Annotated in this window: 9 protein-coding genes; 7 read left to right on the plus strand and 2 right to left on the minus strand. The window is 59.4% G+C overall.

Annotated elements, in window-relative coordinates:
* Nucleotides 1-32: 32 nt before the first annotated feature.
* Nucleotides 33-1,262, minus strand: coding sequence for an acyl-CoA dehydrogenase (locus tag PspR84_RS18540; protein ID WP_160058651.1), 1,230 nt, complete (start codon nt 1,260-1,262; stop codon nt 33-35).
* A 171-nt stretch (nt 1,263-1,433) separates the two neighbouring features.
* Between PspR84_RS18540 and PspR84_RS18545 the strand changes: the two genes are divergently transcribed.
* From PspR84_RS18545 to PspR84_RS18555, 3 genes are all read left to right on the plus strand, one after another.
* Nucleotides 1,434-2,369 (plus strand): LysR family transcriptional regulator, encoded by a 936-nt coding sequence (locus tag PspR84_RS18545; RefSeq protein ID WP_007917233.1) that lies wholly within the window; start codon nt 1,434-1,436, stop codon nt 2,367-2,369.
* A 142-nt stretch (nt 2,370-2,511) separates the two neighbouring features.
* A complete protein-coding gene (locus PspR84_RS18550; RefSeq protein ID WP_160058652.1) occupies nt 2,512-2,913 on the plus strand; it encodes a MerR family DNA-binding transcriptional regulator in 402 nt (133 codons plus the stop codon).
* A 148-nt stretch (nt 2,914-3,061) separates the two neighbouring features.
* Nucleotides 3,062-3,961, plus strand: a complete 900-nt coding sequence (locus tag PspR84_RS18555) for a hydroxymethylglutaryl-CoA lyase (protein ID WP_160058653.1) — start codon at nt 3,062-3,064, stop codon at nt 3,959-3,961.
* Between the two features lie 686 nt (nt 3,962-4,647).
* On the opposite strand, the gene PspR84_RS18560 is transcribed toward PspR84_RS18555, so the two are convergent.
* Nucleotides 4,648-6,345: an AMP-binding protein gene (locus PspR84_RS18560; RefSeq protein WP_160058654.1), complete on the minus strand. Its 1,698-nt coding sequence runs from the start codon at nt 6,343-6,345 to the stop codon at nt 4,648-4,650.
* A gap of 296 nt (nt 6,346-6,641) precedes the next feature.
* Between PspR84_RS18560 and PspR84_RS18565 the strand changes: the two genes are divergently transcribed.
* The 4 genes from PspR84_RS18565 (at nt 6,642) to PspR84_RS18580 (ending at nt 12,285) form a co-directional block, all read left to right on the plus strand.
* Nucleotides 6,642-7,805, plus strand: coding sequence for an isovaleryl-CoA dehydrogenase (locus PspR84_RS18565; RefSeq protein WP_160058655.1), 1,164 nt, complete (start codon nt 6,642-6,644; stop codon nt 7,803-7,805).
* Between the two features lie 97 nt (nt 7,806-7,902).
* Entirely contained in the window at nt 7,903-9,507 is a 1,605-nt protein-coding gene (locus tag PspR84_RS18570) for a carboxyl transferase domain-containing protein (protein ID WP_160058656.1), read from the plus strand.
* Nucleotides 9,508-9,520: 13 nt separating this feature from the next.
* Entirely contained in the window at nt 9,521-10,336 is an 816-nt protein-coding gene (locus tag PspR84_RS18575) for a gamma-carboxygeranoyl-CoA hydratase (protein WP_160058657.1), read from the plus strand.
* On the plus strand, nt 10,336-12,285 hold the full coding sequence (locus PspR84_RS18580; protein ID WP_160058658.1) for an acetyl/propionyl/methylcrotonyl-CoA carboxylase subunit alpha: 1,950 nt from the start codon (nt 10,336-10,338) through the stop codon (nt 12,283-12,285). The genes PspR84_RS18575 and PspR84_RS18580 overlap by 1 nt, the downstream gene beginning before the upstream one ends.
* Nucleotide 12,286: the final 1 nt, after the last annotated feature.

Below are 12,286 nucleotides of genomic sequence, written 5' to 3' on the forward strand. Positions count from 1 at the left end.
GCGAGCTTGCTCGCGAAGCAGGCGACGCGGTCTTAATGACCGCTACGCAGCATTTCCTTCGGCACATACTTGCCGATCTCGAACTTGCCGATTGCCGCACGATGCACTTCGTCCGGGCCGTCGGCCAGGCGCAGGGTGCGTTGCATGGCGTACATGTACGCCAGCGGGAAATCGTTCGATACCCCGGCGCCGCCATGCATCTGGATCGCCCGATCGATCACTCGCAGCGCGACGTTCGGCGCGACTACCTTGATCTGCGCAATCTCGCTTTTCGCCACTTTGTTACCGACGGTGTCCATCATGTATGCCGCTTTCAACGTCAGCAGGCGCGCCATGTCGATCTCCATCCGCGAGTCGGCGATCTTGTCGACGTTACCGCCCAGACGCGCCAGCGGTTTGCCGAATGCCGTGCGGCTCACCGAGCGTTTGCACATCAATTCCAATGCACGTTCGGCCATGCCGATCGAACGCATGCAGTGGTGAATCCGGCCTGGGCCAAGACGACCCTGGGCAATTTCAAAGCCGCGTCCTTCACCCAACAGGACGTTTTCATACGGCACGCGCACGTTGTCGAACAGTACTTCGGCGTGGCCGTGTGGCGCATCGTCGTAACCGAACACCGGCAACGGACGGACAATCTTCACGCCGGGGGTGTCGACTGGCACAAGGATCATCGAGTGCTGCGCATGACGCGGTGCATCGGGATTGCTCAGGCCCATGAAGATGAGGATCTTGCAGCGCGGATCGCAAGCACCGGAGGTCCACCATTTTTTGCCGTTGATCACCCACTCGTCACCATTGCGCTCGGCGCGGGCGGCCATGTTGGTGGCGTCGGACGAGGCTACGTCAGGTTCGGTCATGGCGAACGCCGAGCGGATCTCGCCGCGCAGCAGTGGTTCGAGCCAGCGTTGTTTCTGTTCTTCGTTGGCGTAGCGCACCAGCACTTCCATGTTGCCGGTGTCCGGCGCCGAGCAGTTGAACGGCTCGGGGCCGAGCAGCGAGCGGCCCATGATTTCCGCGAGCGGCGCGTATTCAAGGTTGGTCAGACCGGCACCGAGCTCCGATTCCGGCAGAAACAGATTCCACAGGCCTTCGGCCTTGGCCTTGGCTTTGAGCTCTTCCATGATCGCCGTCGGCTGCCACCGATCGCCTTCGGCAACCTGGCGCTCGAACACGGCTTCGGCCGGGTAAACGTAAGTGTCCATGAACGCGGTCACGCGCTCACGCAGTTCTTGCACCTTGGGCGAATAAGCGAAATCCATGATCAATTACCTTCTTGGGCAGAGGTTGTTTAAGTCATGCAATCGATGCTAGAACAGCGTTGATAATTTACCTAGCCTATTCTCGGCGTGTATAAACATTCATCACCGATATATGATCGGCTGATTGCCAGCCCCTAAAACACCGCCCTAAATAACAAGAGAAGCCGCGTTATGAATCTGAGTAAGGTCGACCTCAACCTTTTCATCGTCTTCGACGCGATCTATACCGAAGCCAACCTGACCCGCGCCGGGCAGATTGTCGGCATCACTCAGCCGGCGGTGTCCAACGCCTTGGCGCGGTTGCGCGAGACCTTCAACGACCCGCTGTTCGTGCGTACCGCTCAGGGCATGGTGCCGACGCCGATGGCGCAGAACATCATCGGCCCGGTGCGCAACGCTTTGTCGCTGCTGCGTGTGTCGGTTCAGGAAAGCCGCATTTTCAACCCGGCGCAGGCGGTCAAGACCTACCGCATCAGCATGACCGACCTCACCGAAGCGGTAATTCTGCCGCCGCTGTTCCAGCGCCTGCGCCGCTTGGCGCCGACCGTGATCATCGAAAGTTTTCTGTCAAAACGTCGGGAGACCACCAAGGAACTGGCGGCCGGGCGTCTGGATTTTGCCGTGGATGCGCCACTTAACACCGACCCGCAGGTGCGTCATGTCAAGCTGATGGAAGACCGTTACGTGTGTGCGATGCGCAAGGGTCATCCGATGGCGGGCAAGGAAAAGCTCTCGCTGGATGATTATTTGTCGCTGACGCATATCCACATTTCCAGCCGCCGCAGTGGTCTGGGTTATGTCGATCTGGCGCTGGGCAAAATGGGTATTCAGCGCAAGATTGCCCTGCGTTCGCAGCATTACTTGATGGCGTCACAGGTGATGCAGCAGACCGACATGGTCATGACCGTGCCGGAGCGCTTTGCCCGTCGACATGAGTTGCAGGCGTTTAATTTGCCGGTGAATGATGTGCCGCCCGTGGAGACGCACCTGTATTGGCATGAAAGCACTGACCAGGATCCGGCGAATCGCTGGATGCGCGAGCAAATGATCGAGTTGTGCCAGCAGGTGACGGCACAGGAGAAGAAGCTCGATAAGCAGGTGGTGTAAGGAAAGATCAAAAGATCGCAGCCTGCGGGAGCTCCTACAGAGATCGGTGTAGGAGCTGCCGCAGGCTACGATCTTTTTCTTGCTTGACGTAAACGTCAACCTGCCATTAGCTTAGCGCCAAGACCTTTTTCCGAGCGCTTCCATGAGCAGCCAGACTTACAGCATCTCCGACCTCGCCCGCGAGCTGGACATCACCACCCGGGCGATCCGCTTTTATGAAGAGCAAGGCCTGCTCAGTCCTGAGCGCCGTGGCCAGGAACGTATCTATTCGCCACGCGACAAGGTCAGCCTGAAGCTGATCCTGCGTGGCAAACGCATCGGCTTCTCGCTGGCCGAATGCCGCGAACTGATCGAGCTTTACGACCCCTCCAGCGGTAACACCAAACAGCTCAACAGCATGCTGGCGAAAATCGCCGAGCGCCGCGAGCAGCTGGAGCAGCAGTTGCTGGATATCGAACAGATGAAGCTGGAACTCGATACCGCTGAAGAGCGCTGCGTGCAGGCGTTGGAGCAGACGCTCAAGAGCCAGCAGGCCATTCAGTAACAACCCCATCCCCTGTGGGAGCGAGCCTGCTCGCGAATGCAATTTGTCATTCGACATCTATGGTGATTGACCCGGCGCATTCGCGAGCAGGCTCGCTCCCACAGGGGGATATCCGCAGATTTCAGATAACTACAACAGGTCAACCGCCATGTCCCTCCCCTCCCAAGTACGCCTGATCGAAGTCGGCCCGCGCGATGGCCTGCAGAACGAAGCCCAACCGATCAGCGTTGCCGACAAGGTGCAACTGGTCGACGCCCTCAGCGCCGCCGGTCTCGGCTATATAGAAGTCGGCAGTTTCGTTTCGCCGAAATGGGTACCGCAAATGGCCGGTTCTGCCGAGGTGTTCGCACAAATCCAGCGCAAACCCGGCGTGACCTACGGTGCACTGGCGCCAAACCTGCGCGGCTTCGAAGACGCCATAGCCGCTGGGGTCAGGGAAGTCGCGGTGTTCGCCGCGGCCTCCGAAGCCTTCTCGCAACGCAACATCAACTGCTCGATCAGCGAAAGCCTGGCGCGCTTTGCGCCGATCATGGAAGCGGCGAAACAGCACGGCGTTACCGTGCGCGGTTACGTGTCCTGCGTGCTCGGTTGCCCGTACGAAGGCACGGTCGCGCCGGAGAAAGTGGCGATGGTCGCGCGCGAGTTGTATGCGATGGGCTGCTATGAAGTCTCGCTGGGCGACACCATCGGCACTGGCACTGCGGGCGCGACTCGCCGCTTGTTTGAAGTGGTTTCGGCGCAGGTGCCACGGGACAAGCTCGCCGGGCATTTCCACGACACTTACGGCCAGGCCATGGCCAATATCTATGCCAGCCTGCTCGAAGGCATTTCGGTGTTCGACAGCTCTATCGCGGGCCTCGGCGGCTGCCCGTACGCCAAAGGCGCGAGCGGTAACGTTGCTACCGAAGATGTGGTGTACCTGCTCAACGGCCTCGGCATCGAGACCGGTATCGACCTGGACGCCTTGATTGCTGCGGGTCAGCAGATCAGCGCGGTGCTCGGCCGCCCGAGCGGTTCGCGCGTGGCCAAGGCTCGCAGCGCACAGTGAGGGAACAAGGTGTTACCGCTGTGTCCGGAATGTGGGTTTAAGCGAGTAACACGGAAACAAATTGTCTGGTTTCGCTGGAGTGAAAATTTACTGAAATCTCCAAATCATTGATTTATAAGGATTTTTAAAAGTTGGCACGGCTTCTGCTATCTCTATGGCATAACAAGAATAAAAAGCAGCAAACCAATAAAAATAAGACGTACCGACTCTGACATAACAAAAACAACACGGCAGAGACGCAGCTAACAGATTTTTTTGGAGAAGGTGTGCTTTTCAGGGTGCTCTCAGGAGTGACCCGCAACCGGGCAGAGAACAATAAAACTACCTTCAGGTAGCTCCCGAATCGGTTGGATCGCTTAGCGAGAAAGCAGATCAGCGCTCAAAAAAATACGTTTGCTCTTGACCCCGGATGGGGGTCGCCAAAAACAGCGGTAAAGGGCCACGGTTGCCAAAAACAACAACAGACCGACCCTCAATAATAAAAAAGAGCACGCGACGACAAAATTAAAGGGGAGCTTCGGCTCCCCTTTGTGCTTTCTGTGATTCCTCTTTCCAACACCGCTAATCCCTGTGGGAGCGAGCCTGCTCGCGAAAGCGGTGTATCAGACACATCTGCGCTGAATGACACACTGCATTCGCGAGCAGGCTCGCTCCCACATTAGATTGTCATCACATTAAGTTTTGTGTCAGGCCTGCTTTTCGCGCAGCTCTTCGATACTGATCTCACGCATCCTGAATTTCTGAATCTTGCCCGTGACCGTCATCGGAAACTCTTCAACGAATTTGAAGTGCCGTGGCGTCTTGAAGTGCGCGATGCGCTCCTTGCACCAGGTTTGCAGCTCCAGTTCGGAAGCGTTGTGACCAGGGTGGAATTTGATCCAGGCGACAATCTCCTCGCCGTAACGCGAGCACGGAATGCCAATCACCTGAACGTCCGCCACCGCCGGATGGGTGAAGAAAAACTCTTCCAGCTCACGCGGATAAATGTTCTCGCCACCACGGATGATCATGTCTTTGTTACGCCCGGCGATGTTGACGTAACCCTCCTCGTTCATGCTCGCCAGGTCTCCGGTGTGCATCCAGCCCGCCTCATCGATGGCTTCAGCGGTGGCCTGCGGATTGCTCCAGTAGCCGAGCATCACGCTGTAGCCACGGGTGCACAGTTCGCCGATGGTGCCGCGCAGCACGAGGTTGCCGGCCTCGTCGATGATCTTGCTTTCCAGCTGTGGCTGGGTGCGGCCGACGGTTGTCACGCGTAACTCCAGCTCATCGTTCGGACCGGTTTGCAGCGACACCGGGCTGGTTTCGGTCATGCCGTAGGCGATCTGCACTTCGCTCATGTGCATCTCGCTGATGACCCGACGCATCACTTCGATCGGGCACGTCGCACCGGCCATGATGCCGGTGCGCAGGCTCGACAGATCGAATTCGCCGCGTTGCGGCTGGTCGAGCATGGCGATGAACATGGTCGGTACGCCATAAAGGCCGGTGGCTTTTTCTTCGGCGACGGTTTGCAGGGTCAGCAATGGATCGAACGCGTCGTTGGGGTAAATCATCGTGCTGCCGTGGGTGATGCAGCCGAGGTTGCCCATGACCATGCCGAAGCAGTGGTACAGCGGCACCGGGATCACCAGGCGATCGCTCGGGGTCAGGCCGATGCTTTCACCGACCATGTAACCGTTATTGAGGATGTTGTAGTGGCTGAGGGTTGCGCCTTTGGGGAAACCGGTGGTGCCGGAGGTGTACTGGATGTTCACCGGCTGATCGAAGTGCAGACTGTCGCTGCATTCGTGTAGTTGATCGGGAGAGATTCTGGTGGCCAGATCGGCCAGTTGCGACCACGGCAGAAAACCTGACGGTGGTTGCGCGTCAAGGCTGATTACCCCACGCAGTTCGGGGAGGCGTTCGCTGCGCAATTGGCCGATGGGTTGCTCGGCCAGTTCCGGCACCAGTCCCTGCAACATGCCGTGGTAATTGGAGGACTTGAACGCCCCGGCGCAGACCAGCCATTGGCAGCCGGATTGTTTGAGTACGTATTCGAGTTCAGAGCTGCGATAGGCCGGGTTGACGTTAACCAGTATCACGCCGATTTTCGCCGTGGCGAATTGAGTGATGCACCACTGCGCGCAGTTCGGCGCCCAGATACCGAGGCGATCGCCGACCTGCAAACCCAAAGCCAGCAGCGCTCTGGCGTGCAGATCGACTGCGTCGGCCAGTTGTCGCCAGGAATAGCGCAGCTGCTGATGGCGCACCACCAGCGCTTCACCGTCGGGGTATTGCGCGGCCGTGTGATCGAACTTCTGCCCGATGGTCATCGCCAGCAAAGCTTTGTCCTGTGAACCACGGGTGTAGCTGCGCTGCGGGTTTGCACTGGGTTGATCCATGACGACCCCTATTGTCTTTATTAGTGGGTTTTGCCGGATTTAACCCTGTGGGAACGAGCCTGCTCGCGAAGAGGCCAGCGGATTCAACATCCATGTTGCCTGATCTGACGCTTTCGCGAGCAGGCTCGCTCCCACAAGGCCTGCTCCGTTTCAATCTTGAACGGCCCCTACTCTCGCTCAAGTTGCCGTTAACGTAAAGGGCGATTGACAGCCATCCGTCACAGGCTTACGTTAACGTAAAGGTGAGAGCCAAGTGACTGCCCTCCCCACCCTACAAAAAAGCCAAAAGGTGACCCATGAGCTACCCATCCCTGAACTTCGCCCTCGGTGAAACCATCGACATGCTGCGCGATCAGGTTCAGTCCTTTGTCGCCAAGGAGATCGCTCCGCGCGCCGCGCAGATCGACAGCGACAACCTGTTCCCTGCCGACATGTGGCGCAAGTTCGGTGACATGGGCCTGCTCGGCATCACCGTGCCGGAAGAGTACGGCGGCGCGGGCCTGGGTTACCTGGCGCACGTGGTGGCGATGGAAGAAATCAGTCGCGGTTCGGCTTCGGTGGCGCTGTCTTATGGCGCGCATTCCAACCTCTGCGTCAACCAGATCAACCGCAACGGTAACCACGAACAGAAAAGCAAATACCTGCCGAAGCTGATCAGCGGCGAGCACGTCGGCGCATTGGCGATGAGCGAACCGAATGCCGGTTCTGACGTGGTCTCGATGAAATTGCGCGCGGACAAACGCGGCGACCGTTACGTCCTTAATGGCAGCAAAACCTGGATCACCAACGGCCCAGACGCCAACACCTACGTGATCTACGCCAAGACCGAACTGGAAAAAGGCGCGCACGGCATCACCGCCTTCATCGTCGAGCGCGACTGGACAGGCTTCAGCCGCAGCAACAAGTTCGACAAACTCGGCATGCGCGGCTCCAACACCTGCGAACTGTTTTTCGATGACGTTGAAGTGCCGGAAGAAAACATCCTCGGCGTGCTCAACGGCGGCGTGAAAGTGCTGATGAGCGGCCTCGATTACGAACGCGTCGTACTGTCCGGCGGCCCGACCGGGATCATGCAGTCGTGCATGGACCTGATCGTGCCGTACATCCACGACCGCAAACAGTTCGGCCAGAGCATCGGCGAATTCCAGCTGATCCAGGGCAAAGTCGCCGACATGTACACCCAACTCAACGCCAGCCGCGCCTACCTCTATGCAGTCGCCCAAGCTTGCGAACGCGGCGAAACCACCCGCAAGGATGCCGCCGGGGTGATCCTCTACACCGCCGAACGCGCCACACAAATGGCCCTCGACGCGATCCAGATTCTCGGCGGTAACGGTTACATCAATGAATTCCCGGCTGGCCGCTTGCTGCGTGACGCCAAGCTGTACGAAATCGGCGCCGGCACCAGTGAGATCCGTCGCATGCTGATCGGTCGCGAACTGTTCAACGAAACGAAATGAATTTCGTCAGCGGCGAGCTGCAAGTTTCAAGCTGCAAGAGAACAGCTTTAACTTGCCGCTCCAAGCTTGCAACTCGTAGCTGCTTACGGAGTAAGCCATGATTCTGCACACTCAGCTCAATCCCCGTTCAGCGGAGTTCGCTGCCAACAGCGCGGCGATGCTCAAACAGGTCGACGCCCTGCACACGCTGCTCGCCCAAGTGGCGCAGGGTGGCGGCGCGAAAGCTCAGGAACGTCACACCTCGCGCGGCAAATTGCTGCCGCGTGAGCGCATCAATCGCTTGCTCGATCCGGGCTCGCCGTTTCTCGAAATCAGCCAACTTGCCGCCCACGCCGTATATGGCGAAGACGTGCCGGCTGCCGGTGTGATTGCCGGGATCGGTCGGGTAGAAGGCGTCGAATGCATGATCGTCGCCAACGATGCGACGGTTAAGGGTGGTTCGTATTATCCGCTGACCGTGAAGAAACACCTGCGCGCACAAACCATCGCTCAGCAGAATCGTCTGCCATGTATTTATCTGGTGGACTCCGGCGGCGCCAACCTGCCGCGTCAGGACGAAGTGTTTCCGGATCGCGAGCATTTCGGGCGGATCTTCTTCAACCAGGCCAACATGAGCGCAATGGGCATTCCGCAGATTGCCGTGGTCATGGGCTCTTGCACTGCGGGTGGTGCTTATGTGCCGGCGATGGCCGACGAAGCAATCATGGTGCGCAATCAGGCGACGATTTTCCTCGCCGGCCCGCCGCTGGTGAAAGCTGCGACCGGCGAAGTGGTCAGCGCCGAAGATCTGGGCGGCGCCGATGTGCACTGCAAGATTTCCGGGGTCGCCGACCATTACGCCGAGAGCGACGAACATGCCCTCGCCCTCGCCCGCCGCAGCGTCGCCAACCTCAACTGGCGCAAGCTCGGTGAAGTGCAGCAACGTACGCCGATTGCGCCGCTGTACGCCGCTGACGAGTTATATGGCGTGGTTTCCGCCGATGCCAAGCAGCCGTTCGATGTGCGCGAAGTGATTGCGCGACTGGTCGACGGTTCGGTGTTCGATGAATTCAAGGCTTTGTTCGGCACCACGCTGGTGTGTGGCTTTGCGCATCTGCACGGTTACCCGATCGCGATTCTGGCGAACAACGGCATTCTCTTCGCCGAAGCCGCACAGAAAGGTGCGCACTTTATCGAACTGGCCTGCCAGCGCGGTATTCCGCTGCTGTTTTTGCAGAACATCACCGGTTTCATGGTCGGCCAGAAATACGAGGCCGGCGGTATCGCAAAACATGGCGCCAAACTGGTAACCGCCGTGGCTTGCGCGAAAGTGCCGAAATTCACCGTGATCATCGGCGGCAGCTTTGGTGCCGGGAACTACGGCATGTGCGGGCGCGCATACGATCCGCGTTTCCTGTGGATGTGGCCAAACGCGCGAATCGGCGTGATGGGTGCCGAACAGGCGGCGGGCGTGTTGGTGCAGGTCAAGCGTGAACAGGCTGAACGCAGTGGCCAAAACTTCAGTGCCGAGCAAGAAACAGAGATCAAACAACCGATCCTCGACCAGTACGAAGAGCAGGGTCACCCCTACTATTCCAGCGCTCGGCTGTGGGACGACGGCGTCATCGACCCGGCGCAGACCCGCGATGTGCTGGCCCTGGCCTTGTCCGCGTCGCTGAACGCGCCAATCGAACCGAGCCGCTTCGGCGTGTTCCGGATGTGATCGGGAGAATCTCATGAGTGATTTCAACACCCTCGAACTGCAAAACGACCCACGGGGTTTCGCGACGCTGTGGCTCAACCGCGCGGAAAAGAACAACGCGTTCAACGCCGAGATGATCCGCGAGCTGATCCTCGCACTCGACAAGGTCGCCAGTGATGCCAGCCTGCGTTTCCTGCTGGTGCGTGGCCGTGGCAAGCACTTCAGTGCCGGCGCCGATCTGGCGTGGATGCAGCAATCGGCCGAACTCGATTACCACACCAACCTCGACGACGCCCGCGAACTCGCGGAGCTGATGTACAACCTCGCCAAACTGAAAATCCCGACCGTGGCCGTCGTTCAAGGCGCAGCATTCGGTGGCGCGCTGGGGTTGATCAGTTGCTGCGACATGGCGATTGGCGCCGATGATGCGCAATTCTGCCTGTCGGAAGTGCGAATTGGTCTGGCGCCGGCAGTCATCAGTCCGTTTGTGGTGCAAGCGATTGGCGAGCGCGCTGCGCGGCGTTATGCGCTGACCGCCGAACGTTTTGGCGGTCAGCGTGCGCGGGAAATCGGTTTGTTGTCCGACAGCTATCCGGCCGCTGAACTGGATCAGCAAGTCGAACAGTGGACCAACAACCTGCTGCTCAACAGCCCCGCCGCGATGCGCGCCAGCAAGGATTTGCTGCGTGAAGTCGGCAACGGCGCGCTGACCCCGGCGCTGCGCCGCTACACCGAGAACGCCATCGCCCGCATCCGCGTCAGCCCGGAAGGCCAGGAAGGTCTGCGCGCTTTTCTGCAAAAACGTCCGCCGAGCTGGCAAGCCGCAACCACCACCAAGGAGCCGCGTTGATGAGCGCACCTGTTATCACCACTCTGCTGGTGGCCAACCGTGGCGAAATTGCTTGCCGCGTAATGCGCACCGCCAAAGCGCTGGGCCTGACCACGGTCGCCGTGCACAGCGCCACCGACCGTGAAGCGCGGCACAGCCGTGAAGCGGACGTTCGCGTCGATCTCGGTGGTAGCAAAGCGGCCGACAGTTATCTGCAAATCGACAAACTGATCGCGGCGGCCAAGGCCAGTGGCGCGCAGGCGATTCATCCGGGTTACGGGTTTCTCTCGGAAAATGCCGGATTCGCTCGCGCCATTGAAGCGGCCGGTTTGATTTTCCTCGGCCCGCCGGCCTCGGCCATTGATGCGATGGGCAGCAAGTCCGCCGCCAAAGCGCTGATGGAAACTGCCGGCGTGCCACTGGTGCCGGGTTATCACGGCGAAGCCCAGGATCTCGAGACCTTCCGCGATGCCTGCGAACGCATCGGTTATCCGGTGCTGCTCAAAGCCACGGCCGGCGGTGGCGGCAAGGGCATGAAAGTCGTCGAGGACGTCAGCCAATTGGCCGAAGCCCTCGCCTCGGCCCAGCGTGAAGCGCAGTCGTCGTTTGGCGATTCGCGGATGCTGGTGGAAAAATATCTGCTGAAACCGCGTCATGTGGAAATTCAGGTGTTCGCCGATCAGCATGGCAACTGCTTGTATCTGAATGAGCGTGACTGCTCGATTCAGCGCCGTCACCAGAAAGTCGTCGAAGAAGCGCCGGCACCGGGCCTGTCCCCGGAACTGCGTCGGGCGATGGGCGAAGCGGCGGTGCGTTCGGCGCAGGCAATCGGTTATGTCGGCGCCGGTACGGTGGAGTTTTTGCTGGATGCGCGGGGCGAATTCTTCTTTATGGAGATGAACACGCGCCTGCAGGTGGAGCACCCGGTGACCGAGGCCATCACCGGCCTGGATCTGGTTGCTTGGCAAATCCGCGTTGCCCGCGGTGAAGCGTTGCCGATCACTCAGGAACAGGTGCCGCTTAACGGCCATGCAATTGAAGTGCGCTTGTATGCCGAAGATCCTTCAAATGACTTTCTGCCGGCAACCGGACGTTTGGATTTGTATCGCGAGTCCGATGAAGGGCCCGGGCGTCGAGTCGATAGCGGGGTTGAGGAAGGCGATGAGATTTCGCCGTTCTACGACCCGATGCTCGGCAAGCTGATTGCCTGGGGCGAGGATCGCGAACAGGCCCGGTTGCGCTTGTTGAGCATGCTCGACGAGTTTGCGATTGGCGGATTGAAAACCAACATCAACTTCTTGCGGCGGATCATCGCGCACCCGGCGTTTGCGGCAGCGGAACTGGATACCGGGTTTATTCCGCGTTATCAGGAGCAATTGCTGCCTGCTCCGGGCACGTTGAGCGATGCGTTCTGGAACGCGGCGGCGCAGGCCGTGGCGCAGAGTCTGGCGCAATTGGCGCGTCAGGATGATCCTGCTTCACCATGGTCTGTCAACACCGGACTGCGTGCGGGTCTGCCACGAGAAATCACCCTGCATTTGAGCTGCGAGGGGCAGGATCGAGCGCTGACGCTGAGTACCGATGATCAGACCAGACTGTCCGGCGAAGCACTCATCGTCGAACACGACGGCGTTCGTCGTACGTTACGTGCCATCCGCCAGGGCGATTCTCTGTACCTGCAATGGGAAGGCGAGTTGCGGCGCATCGAAACGTACGACCCGATCAGCGCCGTCGAAGCCAGTCACAGCCATGAGGGCGGACTGACCGCGCCAATGAACGGCAGCATTGTCCGTGTGCTGGTCGAGGCTGGGCAATCGGTCGAGGCCGGTGCACAACTGGTGGTGCTGGAAGCAATGAAGATGGAACACAGCATCCGTGCGCCGCATGCCGGGGTGATCAAAGCGCTGTATTGCCAGGAAGGCGAAATGGTCGGCGAAGGCAGCGCTTTGGTTGAACTGGAAGCAGTGTGAA

The sequence above is a fragment of the Pseudomonas sp. R84 genome, from assembly GCF_009834515.1.
In the GTDB taxonomy this organism is placed as follows: domain Bacteria; phylum Pseudomonadota; class Gammaproteobacteria; order Pseudomonadales; family Pseudomonadaceae; genus Aquipseudomonas.

Coding starts and splice junctions, on each gene's coding strand:
- PspR84_RS18560 (WP_160058654.1), bottom strand. CDS start 6,345: ATGGATCAACCCAGTGCAAACCCGCAGCGCAGCTACACCCGTGGTTCA.
- PspR84_RS18575 (WP_160058657.1), top strand. CDS start 9,521: ATGAGTGATTTCAACACCCTCGAACTGCAAAACGACCCACGGGGTTTC.
- PspR84_RS18580 (WP_160058658.1), top strand. CDS start 10,336: ATGAGCGCACCTGTTATCACCACTCTGCTGGTGGCCAACCGTGGCGAA.
- PspR84_RS18555 (WP_160058653.1), top strand. CDS start 3,062: ATGTCCCTCCCCTCCCAAGTACGCCTGATCGAAGTCGGCCCGCGCGAT.
- PspR84_RS18570 (WP_160058656.1), top strand. CDS start 7,903: ATGATTCTGCACACTCAGCTCAATCCCCGTTCAGCGGAGTTCGCTGCC.
- PspR84_RS18565 (WP_160058655.1), top strand. CDS start 6,642: ATGAGCTACCCATCCCTGAACTTCGCCCTCGGTGAAACCATCGACATG.
- PspR84_RS18540 (WP_160058651.1), bottom strand. CDS start 1,262: ATGGATTTCGCTTATTCGCCCAAGGTGCAAGAACTGCGTGAGCGCGTG.
- PspR84_RS18545 (WP_007917233.1), top strand. CDS start 1,434: ATGAATCTGAGTAAGGTCGACCTCAACCTTTTCATCGTCTTCGACGCG.
- PspR84_RS18550 (WP_160058652.1), top strand. CDS start 2,512: ATGAGCAGCCAGACTTACAGCATCTCCGACCTCGCCCGCGAGCTGGAC.